At 59.4% G+C, this 14,524-nt stretch carries 14 protein-coding genes and 1 pseudogene; 2 read left to right on the top strand and 13 right to left on the bottom strand.

Features of this window, described 5'->3' with window-relative positions:
- From B4F73_RS09180 to rpmE, 3 genes and pseudogenes are all read right to left on the bottom strand, one after another.
- Nucleotides 1–408: pseudogene (locus B4F73_RS09180) on the bottom strand (hypothetical protein); the annotation flags it as partial.
- Nucleotides 409–493: 85 nt separating this feature from the next.
- The gene (locus B4F73_RS09175; protein WP_290483075.1) at nucleotides 494–982 is read right to left on the bottom strand and encodes a thermonuclease family protein; all 489 of its coding nucleotides are present in this window, start codon (nucleotides 980–982) and stop codon (nucleotides 494–496) included.
- A 164-nt stretch (nucleotides 983–1,146) separates the two neighbouring features.
- The gene (rpmE, locus tag B4F73_RS09170) at nucleotides 1,147–1,365 is read right to left on the bottom strand and encodes a 50S ribosomal protein L31 (RefSeq protein ID WP_034814727.1); all 219 of its coding nucleotides are present in this window, start codon (nucleotides 1,363–1,365) and stop codon (nucleotides 1,147–1,149) included.
- Nucleotides 1,366–1,522: 157 nt separating this feature from the next.
- Here rpmE and B4F73_RS09165 point away from each other — a divergent pair, with 157 nt between their 5' ends.
- The gene (locus B4F73_RS09165; RefSeq protein WP_290480159.1) at nucleotides 1,523–3,355 is read left to right on the top strand and encodes an ABC transporter transmembrane domain-containing protein; all 1,833 of its coding nucleotides are present in this window, start codon (nucleotides 1,523–1,525) and stop codon (nucleotides 3,353–3,355) included.
- Nucleotides 3,356–3,360: 5 nt separating this feature from the next.
- On the opposite strand, the gene B4F73_RS09160 is transcribed toward B4F73_RS09165, so the two are convergent.
- The 10 genes from B4F73_RS09160 to gap all read right to left on the bottom strand — a co-directional run bounded on the left by B4F73_RS09160 (nucleotide 3,361) and on the right by gap (nucleotide 13,343).
- Nucleotides 3,361–3,519 carry a hypothetical protein gene (locus tag B4F73_RS09160; protein WP_198019785.1) on the bottom strand — a complete coding sequence of 53 codons (159 nt, stop codon included), beginning with the start codon at nucleotides 3,517–3,519 and terminating at the stop codon, nucleotides 3,361–3,363.
- 71 nt (nucleotides 3,520–3,590) lie between these two features.
- Complete coding sequence (locus B4F73_RS09155) at nucleotides 3,591–5,087, bottom strand: flavin-containing monooxygenase (RefSeq protein ID WP_290483074.1); 1,497 nt, start codon at nucleotides 5,085–5,087, stop codon at nucleotides 3,591–3,593.
- 98 nt (nucleotides 5,088–5,185) lie between these two features.
- Nucleotides 5,186–6,004 (bottom strand): inositol monophosphatase family protein, encoded by an 819-nt coding sequence (locus B4F73_RS09150; RefSeq protein WP_034814734.1) that lies wholly within the window; start codon nucleotides 6,002–6,004, stop codon nucleotides 5,186–5,188.
- Nucleotides 6,005–6,012: 8 nt separating this feature from the next.
- The gene (gene efp / locus B4F73_RS09145; protein WP_034814737.1) at nucleotides 6,013–6,579 is read right to left on the bottom strand and encodes an elongation factor P; all 567 of its coding nucleotides are present in this window, start codon (nucleotides 6,577–6,579) and stop codon (nucleotides 6,013–6,015) included.
- Between the two features lie 118 nt (nucleotides 6,580–6,697).
- On the bottom strand, nucleotides 6,698–7,378 hold the full coding sequence (gene thiE, locus B4F73_RS09140; protein ID WP_290483073.1) for a thiamine phosphate synthase: 681 nt from the start codon (nucleotides 7,376–7,378) through the stop codon (nucleotides 6,698–6,700).
- A 26-nt stretch (nucleotides 7,379–7,404) separates the two neighbouring features.
- Nucleotides 7,405–7,638: a DUF1272 domain-containing protein gene (locus B4F73_RS09135; protein ID WP_290480156.1), complete on the bottom strand. Its 234-nt coding sequence runs from the start codon at nucleotides 7,636–7,638 to the stop codon at nucleotides 7,405–7,407.
- Nucleotides 7,639–7,643: 5 nt separating this feature from the next.
- Nucleotides 7,644–9,752, bottom strand: a complete 2,109-nt coding sequence (locus B4F73_RS09130; protein WP_290483072.1) for a M3 family metallopeptidase — start codon at nucleotides 9,750–9,752, stop codon at nucleotides 7,644–7,646.
- A 104-nt stretch (nucleotides 9,753–9,856) separates the two neighbouring features.
- Complete coding sequence (locus B4F73_RS09125; RefSeq protein WP_290483071.1) at nucleotides 9,857–10,750, bottom strand: fructose bisphosphate aldolase; 894 nt, start codon at nucleotides 10,748–10,750, stop codon at nucleotides 9,857–9,859.
- Nucleotides 10,751–11,048: 298 nt separating this feature from the next.
- Complete coding sequence (locus tag B4F73_RS09120) at nucleotides 11,049–12,245, bottom strand: phosphoglycerate kinase (RefSeq protein WP_290480153.1); 1,197 nt, start codon at nucleotides 12,243–12,245, stop codon at nucleotides 11,049–11,051.
- A gap of 90 nt (nucleotides 12,246–12,335) precedes the next feature.
- The gene (gene gap / locus B4F73_RS09115; RefSeq protein ID WP_290483070.1) at nucleotides 12,336–13,343 is read right to left on the bottom strand and encodes a type I glyceraldehyde-3-phosphate dehydrogenase; all 1,008 of its coding nucleotides are present in this window, start codon (nucleotides 13,341–13,343) and stop codon (nucleotides 12,336–12,338) included.
- Between the two features lie 183 nt (nucleotides 13,344–13,526).
- Here gap and B4F73_RS09110 point away from each other — a divergent pair, with 183 nt between their 5' ends.
- Nucleotides 13,527–14,429 carry an aldo/keto reductase gene (locus tag B4F73_RS09110; RefSeq protein ID WP_206991560.1) on the top strand — a complete coding sequence of 301 codons (903 nt, stop codon included), beginning with the start codon at nucleotides 13,527–13,529 and terminating at the stop codon, nucleotides 14,427–14,429.
- The last annotated feature ends 95 nt before the right edge of the window (nucleotides 14,430–14,524 follow it).

The raw sequence follows: 14,524 nt of genomic DNA, 5'->3' as shown, positions 1-14,524 counted from the left end.
GTCCTCTGCGGGTGTTCCGGCTGTTGCGGCGGCGTGAACAGTCTCATAGACGCCGGTGTCGAAGCCAAATTCGCCAAATCCGTTGCGTTCCGATTGGGTTTCAAGCGACACCGCGTGATTGAGTTGCGCCGCTGCGAGGTCTGGCGCGCCCGCGCGGTAGAGTGCCAAGCCTGCCTCAATATGACCGGCGAGTACAGCGACGCGCTTGTCTGCCGTCAGGATGCGTACGCCGACCGACGTGCTGACTTCATTGCCTGTCAGGGCGCGGTCCGTTTCGATTTGCAGTGAATTTTCTGGTGGTGCAGTTTCCGGTGCCGCCGTGCGGGCCGGGGCCGGGTCATTGCAAGCGGACAGGGCCGCGTTACCAAGCAGGACAGATGCGGCAGCGGCCGTCTTCCGGGAAATCATTTTTGGCGTGGCTCCTGTCGTACGTTCTCAGCAGAACCTAGAGACAGGAACGCTACGGGGCAATGCAGCGGCTTGGTTTGCAGAACTACGGGCTGACTTGGCCCGATGTTGTCGATCTACGGTGCGGGCTGCACCAGTCTGGCTTTGGAGCACCGCCATCATAGTCCCAGACTTGGTGGCTGCCTTCGGCCACAAGGCGCGTGGCGAGATCTTCACCATCGATGCTGATATCAACGACGAGCCGCTTGTATCGGTCGAGACCATAATCGCGTGTCACAGCTATTTCCTTGCCACGAGTCAGTTCGATCACCCTTTCCTTGGCGATATAACCTTGTTCGCGTTCGGCTTCGCAGTCGGCCCCGCCAAGCTGTTTCAGACTGCGCGTCTCAGGCGCGTCGACACCATGCAGGCGGAATTTGGTGCCGCCTGGCAGGCGCCCGGAATCGCCGTCGGACCAATAGACGAGGCCGTCCTGTTCGATTGCGGCCTGAGCTGCCAGCGCGGCTGCGCCGCCGAGGCCGGCAAGAATCGCCACGGAATACAGGGCAGATTTGACTTGAATGCCGCGCAACATGTTCGTGCGTCCTGAAAGTGTGAGGCGCACGCTGGCGATGGCGGGTTAAGCGAGGGTTAACCGGTCAGATGTGGGGTCAATTTTGGAAATAGGGACCAAACGGAAAAACCCCGGCCAAAAGGCCGGGGCTTTCCACTATACGCATCATGCGAAGCGAAGAACGCTTACATGAAGCCTTTGAACTTGTCTTTGAAGCGCGAGACGCGGCCGCCACGGTCGAGCATCTTGCCGTCGCCGCCGGTCCAGGCCGGGTGCGATTTGGAATCGATGTCCAGAACAAGGCGGTCGCCTTCGCTGCCATAGGTGGAGCGCGTCTGATATTCGGTTCCGTCTGTCATCACTACGGTGACGAAGTGATAGTCGGGATGACCTTCTTTTTTCATGGCCTTCGCCTCTCTTGAACTCTAAGGACAACCGCGCTGCCATCGCTTGGGTGCGCGGGCTTGTCTCAGCCTGTTTTCGAAGTGGCGCGTGTAACTGAAAGACGCGACCTCTGCAAGAGGCTGCTGGCAGGGAATCTGAAAGGACTTATAGACGGGCATGACCGATACAGACAGCTCCTTCACAGAAGACCGCCGTGCAACAGAACCAGCAGGCGGCGAAGCGATCAACCGGCCCAAGGCAAAGTCGTTGAAACCACTGGCCTTGCTGATGCCCTATGTCGCCCGTCATTGGGTGACCGTGTCCATCGCACTCGTATTCCTGGTGGCGGCGGCGGCCGTTAGTCTCGCGATACCTTTGCTGCTCGGCAGCGCCGCGGATGCGGGCCAGGCCGCGCAGGGCAGCGCCGAGGAATTGTTGGCGCTGGTCGACCGCGCATTTCTCTGGGTTGCGCTGGCGGCCATTCTGTCAGGCGTGCTTGGCGCGATCCGGTTCTATTTCGTGTCACGCTTTGGCGAACGGATTGCGGCCGACCTGCGCAAGGATCTTTATGCGCACCTGCTGAAACTGTCGCCCCGCTATCATTCGCAGATGCGGTCTGGCGAGGCGGTGTCGCGCCTGACAGCAGACATCACGCTGATCGAAACCTTTCTTGGCTCGTCGGCGTCATTGGCTGCACGGACGCTGCTGACCACTACGGGCGCGCTGACCATGATGCTGGTCGTGAACTGGAAGCTCGGCCTCACCTTGCTGGCCATGTTGCCGGTGGCCGTTCTGCCCGTCATGGCGATTGGCCGGGTGATCCGGAAGATGTCGAACCGGGCGCAGTCACGATTGGCGGATGCGGGTGCGGAAGCTGCCGAGGCGCTAGACGCAATCGAACTGGTTCAGGCCTATAATCGGGAACAAAGCCGGCTGGGAGCATTTACCGAGGCGGTCGAGGCGACGTTTGATGCGGCGATGCGCCGGATCGGGGCGCGGTCGCTGATGATCGTTTTGGTCTCTGTGCTGCTGTTTGGCGGCTTTGTGGGTGTGCTCTGGATGGGTGCGCGGGCCGTCGCAACTGGGTCCATGAGCTTTGGCGATCTCGCCTCCATGGTGCTCTACGCGCTTTATGCAGGATCGGGCTTTGGCATGCTGGCGGAAGTCTATGGCGAAGTCATGCGCGCGGCCGGCGCGGCCGACCGTGCCGCTGAAGTGCTGAACGCTGAACCCGAAATCACCGCACCAGAAAACCCTGTCGCACTGCCGGGCAAGGTGACCGGCGCGCTTGCCTTTGAGGATGTTACTTTCCGCTATGGCGATGAAGCTGTCTCGGCGCTTGATCATTTCTCCCTGTCGGTAAAGCCGGGCGAGTTTGTGGCGCTTGTCGGGCCGAGCGGCGCAGGCAAGACTACGGTCTTTCGCCTGGCATTGCGCCTATTCGATGTGCCATCAGGCACGGTCACGCTTGACGGCGTATCTGCCATGCAGGCTGATCCGCGTGACTGGCGTCAGCAATTTGCCTATGCGCCACAGGAATCGGCGTTGTTCACAGGCACTGCAGCGCAGAATATCGGCTTTGGTACCGACACGCCTGACGAGGCCCTGCTTGAGCAGGCTGCTCGCATGGCTGAAGCGTTCGACTTCCTGGCTGAAAAAGACGGGCTTGCGACGGATCTTGGCCAGAAGGGGAGGAGTCTGTCAGGCGGCCAGCGTCAGCGTATTGCGCTCGCCAGGGCGCTTGTGCGCGATGCGCCGGTGCTCCTGCTGGATGAAGCCACCTCAGCGCTCGATTCCGAAAGCGAAGCGGCTGTGCGCCGGGCCATTTCCAACGCCGCCGAGGGCCGCACCACGCTGGTGATCGCACACAGGCTCTCCACGGTGCGCCGGGCTGACCGGATCATCGTGATGGAACATGGACGCATCGTCGAGGAAGGTAGTCACGAGGAACTCGTGTCCAGGGGCGGCCTGTATGCCCGCCTTGCCGAATTGCAGTTTGCAGAGGGTTGACCCACCTATTTCTTGCGGAGTTTCTTGACCTTGCCATCAATCGTGAACGCGAAGGCAAGTGACAGAACCAGCGGCACCCAGATGGGCAGTTCTCCCAGCCCCGGCGCATCCAGCGCCGCCGCGAGATGATCGTCTACGCACCACCATAACAGCCATAGCCACATATCTTTGTTCCCTTCATCAAGACCCTGTATTTTCAATATAGGGAGCCCGAGAAAAGAAATATAGCAAAACGCTATTCTGCGGCTTGCAAGACGCGCGGCTTGCTGACGGCCTCTTCGGCCTTTGTGAAATCCATCACGCCATCGGCGATTGGCCCTCGGCGCAGGTTCTTGACGTCAGCGCTGTAGTTCTGGTGCAGCTTCCACGGTTTTTCCGTGTGCTGGCGGGGAAACTGGTCCATGACGCGTTGGAAATACCCAGATGAAAAGTCCACGAACGGTTCGGTCTGGTTTGGATATTGCTCAAGTTTCGGCATGGCCGACGTGTAACCATGCTGGTCCATGTAATTCAGAAGGCGACAGACATATTCAGATGTCAGGTCGGCCTTCAGGGTCCATGAGGCGTTGGTGTAGCCGAAGGTGACCGCCAGATTTGGCATGTTGGAGAGCATCACGCCCTTATAGTTCAAGAGCCGTCCAGCATCGGTGCGGGTGCCATCAACGGACACGTCCACGCCATTCATGAACTGCAATTGCAGGCCGGTCGCGGTGACGACGATGTCGGCCCCGATCTCCTTGCCGGATTTCAGCTTTATCCCGTTGGGGGTGAACGTCTCGATGTGATCGGTCTCGACGCTCGCCTTGCCAGACTTCAGCGCATTGAAAAGATCGGAATCCGGCACGAGGCATAACCGCTGTTCCCACGGGTTATAGGACGGATTGAAATGGGTCTCGACTGGATAGTCCGGGCCGAGTTCTTCTTTCACCATGCCGATCAGCCGCTCGCGGGCCTTGTCGGGATTTGAACGGGTCTGTTTGAAGAAAAATTGCTGCAGCAGGACATTCCGCCAGCGGATGAAGGAGTAGGCCCAGCTGTCAGGCAGTATCTTGCGCAGGAAATTGGCGAACTTGTCTACCGACGGGCGCGAAACAACATAGGTTGGCGAGCGCTGGAGCATGGTGACGTGCGCAGCCTTGTCGGTCATGGCAGGCACCAGTGTCATGGCGGTCGCGCCAGATCCGATGATGACGACTTTCTTGCCGGAATAGTCGAGGTCTTCCGGCCAATGCTGCGGATGAATGAATTGGCCCTTGAAGGCGTCTTCGCCCGGGAAGTCCGGCCGATAGCCCTCATCATAGCGGTAGTAGCCGCCGCACATGAACAGGAAACGACACGTCGTGATTGAACGCGCACCAAATTCATCCTCGTGCGTCACATGCCAGGCTTGGTCGGGCGTGGACCAGTTGGCGGCGACGATGGCCGTGTTGAATTTGATGTGGGGTGTGACGCCATATTCGTTGGCGGTGTCCGCGACATATTTCCGGATCGAAGGCCCATCGGCAATGGCCTTCGCTTCGGTCCACGGTTTGAAGTTGTAACCGAGCGTATGCATGTCGCTGTCAGATCGAATGCCCGGATAGCGAAACAGGTCCCAAGTGCCGCCAATTGCGCCACGCTGCTCGAATATCTGATAGCCGAGGCCTGGACACTTCTTTTCGAGATGAACCGCGGCGCCGATGCCGGAAAGGCCCGCTCCGATGATGAGAACGTCGGTATCGGTATGTATCATGACTGCTTCCTGCCCATTTTTTCAGCCTATAAGGCCAAAAAATGACGCGGGTGTCACGATCTTTCTGGTGTCAGGAGGCCTTGCCGCTACGGAAGGGTTTAGTCCGCTTTCCGCGCGAAGGCCGCAGCATGGCGCAGCTGCTGTTCGATCAACGGATGGAGCTCTTCATTGGCAGCCAGAACCGAGCCGGTCTTCATGAAGTCGCCGCCATCGATTTCGGCAACGGTTCCGCCCGCTTCGCGCACCAGCACGATGCCTGCAGCAATGTCCCAGGGTTTCAGGTCGCGCTCCCAGAATCCGTCAAACCGTCCCGCGGCGACGTAAGCGAGATCCAGAGCTGCGGAGCCATAGCGGCGGATGCCAGCGCATGCCGGCGTCATCGCAAGCATTTCGCGGGCAAAATTCGCGTGCATTTCTTCGGCTTTGCCGTGCCAGGGCGTTCCGGTGGCCACCACAGCCTCATTGAGGCGGGTGCGAGCGGCAACACGCAGCTTGCGGTTCTCCAGCCATGCGCCGCGTCCGGTCTCAGCCCAGAAGATCTCGTTCTTCGCGACATCATAGACCACTCCGGTCAATAGCTTGCCTTCGCGCTCGAGCGCAATGGAGACTGCATAGTGCGGCTGGCCGTGCAGGAAGTTCAGCGTACCGTCGAGAGGATCCACGATGAATCTGTTCGACTTGTCTGTGCCTTCGACAATGCCCCGTTCTTCCATGACAAAGCCATAGCCGGGCCGCGCCTTCGCGAGCGCTGAGTAGATGATTTCTTCGGCGCGATGATCGGCGTTGGAGACAAAGTCTGCCGGGCCCTTCTTGGACACTTGCAGATTTTCGACTTCGCCGAAATCACGGGCAAGCGAACGGCCAGCTGCACGTGCAGCGGCGATCATGACGGTGCCAACGGGGGAGGGTTTGGACATGGGAGTTCCTAGTCGGAGCGACGGAGATAAGTGGAATCGGCTGTCTGGACGACAATGCGTTCGCCGGTGCCGACAAAGGGCGGAACCATGACCCGGACGCCGCCGTCACAGATTGCGGGTTTGAAGCTGTTGGCAGCCGTCTGGCCTTTCACAACCGGCTCGGTTTCCTGAACTTCGAGGATCACCTGTTCCGGCAGATCAACACCAATCGGCGTCTCGCCATAAAACTCAATGGAGACGGTCATGCCGTCCTGCAAGAAAGCGCCCTGGTCGCCGATAAAGTCTCGCTGGATCGCGATCTGTTCAAAGCTTTCCTGGTCCATGAAGGTGAAAGCGTCATCGTCCGCAAACAGGAATTGATGGTCTTTCTGCTCCAGACGGACCTTCTCAACGGTCTCGGAAGAACGGAAGCGCACGTTCGATTTCGATCCATTCAGCAGGTTGCGCAATTCGACCTGATTGAACGCGCCGCCCTTGCCGGGCTTGACCGACGCCGTCTTCAGGGCGCGCCAGACCGTGCCGTCATGCTCGATGACGTTGCCGGGCTTGATTTCATTACCATTGATCTTGACCATTGGGGCGTGTCCTTTTGAAGGTTTGGCGGGGGCGTAAGCCTTTGGCCCGAAACGGTCAAGCGGGCGGAGTGTTAATGCGGGACCGGTTCATGCAGGGTTTTACAGCGAGCTTGCAGCGTCAGGCCTTCGATGCATCGAGCCGGTCAAGAAGCGCATTGAAGTGGGCAATCGCTACCGGCGCGCCTTCAGGATGATCCCAGACCCCGGATGAGACCGCGAGAAAATCAGCGCCAGCTACAGCGAGCGGCTCGGCGTTTTCGACTGTGATGCCACCAATCGCGACACAGGGCACTTCCATGCTTTCCTGCCATATTTCCAGAAGGTCCGGATTCGCCTCGACCGTACCGGTCTTGGTACGGGTCGGGAAGAACGCACCAAAGGCGACATAATCTGCGCCAGCCTCGCATGCCTGCATGGCAGCATGACGTGAGTTCTTGGCGGTTGCGCCGATAATCATGTCCGGGCCGACGATCTCCCGGGCTTTCTTGACCGGCATGTCATCCATCCCGACATGAACGCCATCTGCACCTATCTCGACGGCAAGTTCGGCGCTGTCATTGACCAGCACGGCAACGCCGTAGGCCTGGGCCATTTCTGTAACGGCTGCGCCAACGGCGCGGGTGGCGTCGACGTCGATCTCGCCGGTATCAGCCTTCAGGCGCAGTTGGAGACAGGCGACATCGCCCGCTGACAATGCCGTTTCCAATAGGGCTGCAAAGCCCTCCACATCTTCGATGCGGGGCGGAGTTATCAGGTAAAGCCGCGTGCGCGGGCGGACATAGTCTTCGGTCTTGCTCATGGCGCGCGCTATAGCGCAGGGCGTGCCTAGCCGGAAGTCTTCAAAACCCGCTGCGTGCTGGCGGGGTAGGCGTCGAGTGGCTTGCCGCGCCGCATCGGCCGGGGCTCGAGGTCGCCGCCGCAGTTCGGGCAGCGACCATCGAGAGGACCGTCCATGCAATCAGAGCAGAACGTGCATTCGAACGAGCAGATAAACGCTCCGGCTTCATCCGGCGGCAAATCGGTATCGCAGCGTTCACAGTTCGGACGCATCTCCAACATCACTGCTAGTCCTTTTCAGCTTCCACACTGGGTGCGGACGCCGCGGCGTCGATCAAGTGCTGCTCATACGCTTTAGGCGACCAATCGCGCCCAAGGAAATCATGCACGAGTTCGGCGGCCGGTTTTGATGATCCGGCGCTTAGGACCAGTTCCCGATAGCGTTCAGCGGTGACTTCGTCGCGCAAGCCGTTTGCTTCGAACTGCTTGAACATGTCTGTCGCGATCGCGAGTGACCATTGATAAGTGTAGTAGATCGCAGAATAGCCATCGAGGTGCCCAAAGCTGGCATACCGATGGAGGTCCGGCAGGGTCTCGAACGGGCTGAGGCCAGCTTCCTGTTCAAGCCAGATCTTCTCGAAATCGACCTCAGAGGGTGGGCGATTATAGTAATTCATCGAGACGCCGGCATAGGTCAGCTGACGGAGCGTGCCGAGGCCGGTGCCGAAGTCACGCGCGGCGTTCATCTTCTCGACCAGTTCGACGGGAATGATTTCGCCGTCGGAGTTTACGGCGAACTTTGCCAGCGTATCATAATCCCACACCCAGTTTTCCAGCATCTGTGACGGGGCTTCAATGAAATCCCATTCAAGGCTGCTCATGCTGAGATCGGCGTAGTCTGGTTGGCCAGAGAACATCGCATGGATGAGGTGGCCGAATTCATGGAGGAAGGTTTCGACCTGTCTATGCTCCATCAGACCGGTCGTATGATCGCCCGCAGGGAAGTTGCACATCAGTGAGGCAACTGGCACGCCTTCAGATGTTGGGCCGAACCGAATGGGGAAGGCGGCCGCGTGTTTGAACTTGCCCTCGCGGGGATGCATGTCGAGGAAGAAACGGCCGACCAGTTCGCCATCCTTGTAGATTTCGTGAGCGGTTACGGTTTCCTGCCAAATCGGAGCATCGGTCCAGTCACGTATCTCGACTTCGAACAGGTCCTGTACCAACGAAAATATGCCTGACCGAACGTCATTGTAGGCGAAGTACTGGCGCACTTCCTGGGCGTCGAGCGCATAGTCGGTTTGGCGAATCTGTTCCGAAAGATAGCCGCTGTGCCACTGGCTGACCTGCGTCGCGTCGGGATTACTGTTTTGTTGAAAAGCCAGCAGGCGTTCGTATTCGATTTCAGCGGCGTTTCGGGCGGCGGCTTCGACACCGTCGAGGAAGTCGATGGCAACCTCTGGCGAGCCCGTCATCTTGTCTTCGGTGATATAGGCTGCGTAATTTTCATAGCCCAGCAATTGTGCAAGTTCGTAGCGCTTCTCGAGCAGTTTCCGGAGTGGCTCTACATTCTCCGGATACGCACGGTTGGCCGAGGCAATGAAGAGGGATTTCTTCAAGTCTTCGTTCGGGGAGTAGTTGAAGACAGGCATCAGGTCCGGATAGTTGGTCGTGATGACGATCTTGCCATCCTCATTGGGCGTGTGGGCGTCGATATAATCCTGTGGCAGTCCCTCCAGCGCGTCGACTGAATCGACTTCGACCTGTCCGACAATTTCGCGGAGGTTTTTGCTGAACTCAGTGCTGATCTCCGCCAGTTCGGCGTTCAGTTCCTCTACGCGCGTTCGCGTCGCTTCGTCCTTGTCGACACCGCTGCGCCGATAGTCTCTCAGAATGCGGGACAACATGAGGGCGGAGCGATCATCGAGGGCGTCGGCATCAATCGCGACCATGCGTTCGTAGATGGGGCCGGACAGGGAGAGCGTCGAGATGATGCTGGCTGTGTCTTCCTGACATGCGCTGCCGACTTCCCTCAACGCTTCGTCCGGGTTTGCTTCGGCCACGATAGCCGCTTCTCCGTAGCCAACCGAAAAGGCGACATTTGTCAGCAAGTCAAAATCCTGAATGTCCTGAACACCGGGCGGCGTGTCGCGGGTTTCAAGATCGGTGATGAACTTTCCGGCGAGCAGCATCGCATTCTCGCAACGGGATTCGAACACTTCCGCAGAGGCCGGATTGACGACGAGCTCGGCCAGCATCGCGCTGGCTTCGTCCTGCAGACTTGGCGTGTTTGCCTCTGCCTGTTCCAACGCTGTCGGCTCGACGGTTGCCATGCAAGAAGCAGCCGCCAGGAGCGACAGCGCGGATACCGCGCCTGTTACGGTGTGTTTGATCATGCCTTTAAGTCCCCAATCGATTGGCGAACAAAAAATGCCGCCTCATGTTTAACATGGGCGGCACTTTGCTTTCGCGTCGGGCGCGAGTCTAGGACAAACCCGGCCTATCCGGCGCTGGATGCCGCACAAATGCAATCAATCGTGGCGGCAAGCGTGGAATTGAACTCTTCGTCGCTTTGCTGGGCCGAGAGGCCTTCGGTCAGGGCGCGGGAGAAGCTGGCAATCATGCCGGAATTATTGGCAAGCTTGGCGCAGGCATCTTCGCGAGAATATCCACCGGAAAGCGCGACAACGCGCATCACGCGCGGATGATCGACCAGCGACTTGTACTGGTTTGCTTTGGTCGGCAGGGACAGTTTCAGCATTACCTGCTTGTCCTCGCCCAGCGCGTCGAGCTGCTTGGCGATCTCGGCCAGGAGAATATCCTCGGCCTCGGCCTTGTCGGCAATCGTGATCGTGACCTCAGGCTCGATGATCGGCATCAGGCCGTGGCCCAGGATCTGGCGGCCAACGTCAAACTGCTGTGCAACGATGGCAGCAATGCCTTCCTGATTGGCGGCATTGATAACCGAGCGCATCTTGGTACCGAAGATACCCTTGCCGACCGCGCGTTCGAGCAGGTGATCGAGGTCCGGCATCGGCTTCATCATCTGGACGCCATTGGCTTCGTCTGCGAGGCCTTTGTCGACTTTCAGGAAGGGAACGACCTTATGGGCGTTCCAGAGGTATTCGGCGGTTGGCGTGCCATCGACTTCGCCATCCATGGTGCGTTCAAACAGGATCGCGCCAATGACCTTTTCGCCATTGAAGGCTGGTGCCTTGATGATGCGGGCACGCATCTCATGGATCAGGCCGAACATTTCTTCGTCATTGGAATAGGCGTCTTCGTTCACGCCGTAGAGGCGCAGAGCCTTGGGGGTGGAGCCACCCGACTGATCAAGCGCTGCGATGAAGCCATTCTTGTCGGCAATCTGCCGGGCCATTTGAGGATTGGTCATGATTTTAACGGGGCGTCCCTTGCATGCGTGGAATTTGCAAACTTTGCATTCAAGTACCGTGCCTGTCTTCTGGGTCAACAGGCTGACAGGGATTGATGTGAGCGCGCTCGCACCCGCCCGAATCTCAGGCAGTACGGGCAGTTTCGGGGGAAAGGACTGCCAGAGACGTGTGGGATTCAGGGCCTGAAATCGATTTCATCTGGAACATCAATTTTTTCTGACGCCGCGCAGCAAACCGATGAGAACGTTGTCATTTGCAGCCGCCTGCGCGATTTGCCGCAGGCTGTCTCAAAAGGGATCAGGCTTTGAGGGCTTCCACACCGGGCAGGGGCTTGCCTTCCATCCATTCAAGGAAGGCGCCGCCTGCGGTTGAGACGAAGGTGAACTCGTCGGCGGCCTCGGCATGATTGAGCGCGGCAACGGTATCGCCGCCTCCGGCGACGGCGATTAGCTTGCCGTCACTTGCGCGGATACCCGCAGCTTGGGCTGCTGCAACGGTGGCCTTGTCAAAAGGGGTCAGTTCGAACGCGCCGAGCGGCCCGTTCCAGACCAGTGTCTTTGAGTTGCCCATCGCGGCAACCAGCTGTGCGATCGTCCTGACGCCAGCGTCGAGGATCATCTCATCGTCTGCGACCTCATCCGTTGCGCAGGTGCGGTTCTCGGCGTGAGCCTTGAAGTCCTTCGCGACAACAACATCGACCGGAAGCAGGATATTGCAATTGTTTTCTTTAGCGACCTGCATGATCTCGCGGGCGGTCTCAGCGAGATCATGCTCGCAGAGGGACTTGCCGACACTGATCCCCTGCGCGGCCAGGAATGTGTTGGCCATGCCGCCGCCAATCGCCAGCGAGTCGACCTGGGTGACAAGGTTTTTCAGAAGGTCGATCTTGGAAGAGACTTTCGCGCCGCCGACCACAGCCAGCACGGGACGTTCCGGCGTGCCGAGCGCCTTGTCGAGCGCGTCGAGTTCAGCTTCCATGTTCACGCCTGCATAGGCGGGCAGGAGGGTCGCGAGGACAGCCGTAGAGACATGCTTGCGGTGCGCGGCCGAGAAGGCATCATTGACGTAGATGTCGCCGAGCGCGGCGATTTCTTTCGCCAGTTCCGGGTCGCCTTTTTCCTCGCCTGCATAGAAGCGGGTGTTCTCCAGAAGGATCACGCCGGCAGGGTCGAGATCAGCAATGGCCTGCTTCACATGCTCGCCCTTGCAGTCGGCGATAAAGCTGACATTCGAGCCGAGCACTTTGGCGAAGGCGCCTGCAATCGGCGCAAGGCTCATGTCTGCAACGCGCTCACCCTTGGGGCGGCCGAAATGTGCGAGCAGGGCGACCTTGGCGCCCTGGGTGCGCAGGGTTTGCACCGTATCAATGGCGGCCCGCAGGCGCGTGTCATCGGTGACGAGGCCGTTTTCCATGGGCACGTTGAAGTCGACTCGGACAAGCGCGGTCTTGCCGGTCAGATCGCCGGCATCGGCAAGGCGTTTGAAGCTGGACATGGTATTTCCTCCAGAATGCCCGGCCAACCGGGTGCGATGCGGCATGGAAAAAGAGCGCCTCCCGGTTGGGAAGCGCTCTGGAGAAGGGTTTTAGATGAGTTTGGACATGGCGAGGGCAGTATCGCTCATGCGGGTCGCGAAGCCCCACTCATTGTCGTACCAGGACAGGACCCGAACCATGGTGCCTTCGATGACCTGCGTTTGGTCGAGCGCAAAGGTGGACGAGTGCGGATCGTGGTTGAAGTCTGCGGAGACGAGCGGCTTGTCAGTATAGTCGAGCACGCCTTTCATTGAACCGTCAGCGGCGGCCTTGATGGCCGTGTTCACTTCTTCGACCGTGGTTGGCTTGCCGGCATCGAAGACGAGGTCGATCATCGAGACGTTTGGCGTTGGGACGCGGATGGCGGAACCGTCGAGCTTGCCCTTCAGTTCCGGCAGGACCAGGCCAACGGCTTTTGCTGCGCCGGTCGAGGTCGGGATCATGGACATCGCAGCCGCGCGGCCGCGATAGAGGTCCTTGTGCATCCGGTCGAGGGTTGGCTGGTCACCCGTATAGGAGTGGACCGTCGTCATGTAGCCGCGCTTGATACCGACCGTGTCGTTCAGCACTTTGGCGACGGGCGACAGGCAGTTGGTGGTGCAGGATGCGTTGGAGACGACGAGATCATCTTTGGTAAGCGTGTCGTGGTTCACACCGAAGACGATGGTCTTGTCAGCATTTGTCGCCGGAGCAGAGACCAGCACGCGTTTGGCGCCCGCCTTGAGGTGAGCAGACGCTTTTTCCTTGTCGGCGAAGATGCCGGTACATTCCATTGCGATGTCGATATCCAGCTCGGCATGCGGCAGGTCAGCGGGGTCGCGTACGGCGGTGCAGAGGAATTTGCGGTCGCCGACGATGATCGTGTCACCGTCCACTTCGACCGTCTGGTTCAACCGGCCATGAACGGAATCATACTGGAGCAGGTGGGCATTGGTGGCCACCGGACCGAGGTCGTTGATCGAGACGACTTCGATGTCCTTGCGGTCATGCTCGATGATCGAACGAAGGACGAGACGGCCAATGCGGCCAAAACCATTGATTGCAACGCGAGCGGCCATGAAAAATCTCCTTTGGAGCGGCAGGCTATAAATCTGCTGGCCCTTTACGACGCCCGCGCAATTTCGTCCACCCGCTGCCCATGCGGCCTCGCGCCGCTTACTGCCTGTTTTCGCTAACAGAGATCAGTCGTGGACTTGGCTTCAGCGGCCTCTTATGGCCTGAAGTCACGAGGAGGCGGTTTCATGCGTCAGGTAGGGATCGGAACGAGCGGACTGCGCGCGGGTGCTTTGGGCTTCGGTTGCTGGCGCTTTTTGGGACATGAATTGTCCCATGCGGAGAATCTTGTGGAGACCGCGCTCGATCTGGGCATGACTCTTATCGACACGGCTGACATCTACGGATTTGGCGGGGATGGATTTGGCGCGGCCGAGGTCTTGCTGGGCAAGGTGTTGAAAGCCGATCCTGCGCGGCGCACGAGAATGGTATTGGCGACCAAGGGCGGAATTATTCCCCCCGCGCCCTACAATTCGAGTCGTAAATACCTGATCGAGGCCTGCGAAGCGTCGCTTGCGCGGCTTGGCGTTGAGCAGATCGACCTTTACCAAATTCACCGGCCGGACCTGTTGACCCCTTGGGAGGAAGTTGCCGATGCGCTGGAAACGCTTCTGGCAGACGGCAAGATCGGGGCAGCAGGAGTCTCCAATTTCTCCGTGGCGCAAACCCGCGCATTGCAGGCACATCTGGGGCCGAAGCTTGTCAGCACGCAGCCGGAATTTTCCGCCCTGCATCTGGCGCCCCTGGAAGACGGCACACTGGACTGGTGCCAGGAAGTCGGTGCGGCGGCGCTGGTTTGGTCGCCGCTGGCGGGCGGTCGGCTGGCCGATGGATATAGACCGCAGCCTGATGATCCTGAAAGGTTGGTGGATGTGCATCAGGCGCTCGACAGGATCGCGGCCGGGCATGGCGTGAGCCGCAGCGAAGTGGCGCTGGCTTTCGTCCTGATGCATCCGGCGCAGCCCATTGTTCTGCTGGGCACGCAGACTCCGGCGCGCCTGAAGGCGGCGACGCGCGCGCTGGAAATCCAGCTCAGCCGTGCGGACTGGTACAGTATGATCGAGGCGTCGCGCGGCGCGGCGATGCCATGAATGGGCCCCAGCTTCAAAGCCGCTCTGCCGCTGATTGGGGGCTGTTTGCTCTGTTGACCCTGTTCTGGGCCGGGGCCTATGCGCTGACCCGGGTG

The organism is Hyphomonas sp. UBA3601 (assembly GCF_002375605.1).
Taxonomy (GTDB): Bacteria; Pseudomonadota; Alphaproteobacteria; order Caulobacterales; family Hyphomonadaceae; genus Hyphomonas.
The sequence above is the reverse complement of the archived record's forward strand: the minus strand, read 5'-3'. Positions and strand labels throughout refer to the sequence as shown.

What these genes read in the sequence shown, in the direction of transcription:
- B4F73_RS09165 (WP_290480159.1), top strand. Translation starts at nt 1,523, where the DNA reads ATGACCGATACAGACAGCTCCTTCACAGAAGACCGCCGTGCAACAGAA.
- thiE (WP_290483073.1), bottom strand. Translation starts at nt 7,378, where the DNA reads ATGAGCAAGACCGAAGACTATGTCCGCCCGCGCACGCGGCTTTACCTG.
- B4F73_RS09130 (WP_290483072.1), bottom strand. Translation starts at nt 9,752, where the DNA reads ATGATCAAACACACCGTAACAGGCGCGGTATCCGCGCTGTCGCTCCTG.
- B4F73_RS09120 (WP_290480153.1), bottom strand. Translation starts at nt 12,245, where the DNA reads ATGTCCAGCTTCAAACGCCTTGCCGATGCCGGCGATCTGACCGGCAAG.
- B4F73_RS09110 (WP_206991560.1), top strand. Translation starts at nt 13,527, where the DNA reads ATGCGTCAGGTAGGGATCGGAACGAGCGGACTGCGCGCGGGTGCTTTG.
- B4F73_RS09150 (WP_034814734.1), bottom strand. Translation starts at nt 6,004, where the DNA reads ATGTCCAAACCCTCCCCCGTTGGCACCGTCATGATCGCCGCTGCACGT.
- efp (WP_034814737.1), bottom strand. Translation starts at nt 6,579, where the DNA reads ATGGTCAAGATCAATGGTAATGAAATCAAGCCCGGCAACGTCATCGAG.
- B4F73_RS09125 (WP_290483071.1), bottom strand. Translation starts at nt 10,750, where the DNA reads ATGACCAATCCTCAAATGGCCCGGCAGATTGCCGACAAGAATGGCTTC.
- rpmE (WP_034814727.1), bottom strand. Translation starts at nt 1,365, where the DNA reads ATGAAAAAAGAAGGTCATCCCGACTATCACTTCGTCACCGTAGTGATG.
- B4F73_RS09175 (WP_290483075.1), bottom strand. Translation starts at nt 982, where the DNA reads ATGTTGCGCGGCATTCAAGTCAAATCTGCCCTGTATTCCGTGGCGATT.
- B4F73_RS09135 (WP_290480156.1), bottom strand. Translation starts at nt 7,638, where the DNA reads ATGTTGGAGATGCGTCCGAACTGTGAACGCTGCGATACCGATTTGCCG.
- B4F73_RS09160 (WP_198019785.1), bottom strand. Translation starts at nt 3,519, where the DNA reads ATGTGGCTATGGCTGTTATGGTGGTGCGTAGACGATCATCTCGCGGCG.
- B4F73_RS09155 (WP_290483074.1), bottom strand. Translation starts at nt 5,087, where the DNA reads ATGATACATACCGATACCGACGTTCTCATCATCGGAGCGGGCCTTTCC.
- gap (WP_290483070.1), bottom strand. Translation starts at nt 13,343, where the DNA reads ATGGCCGCTCGCGTTGCAATCAATGGTTTTGGCCGCATTGGCCGTCTC.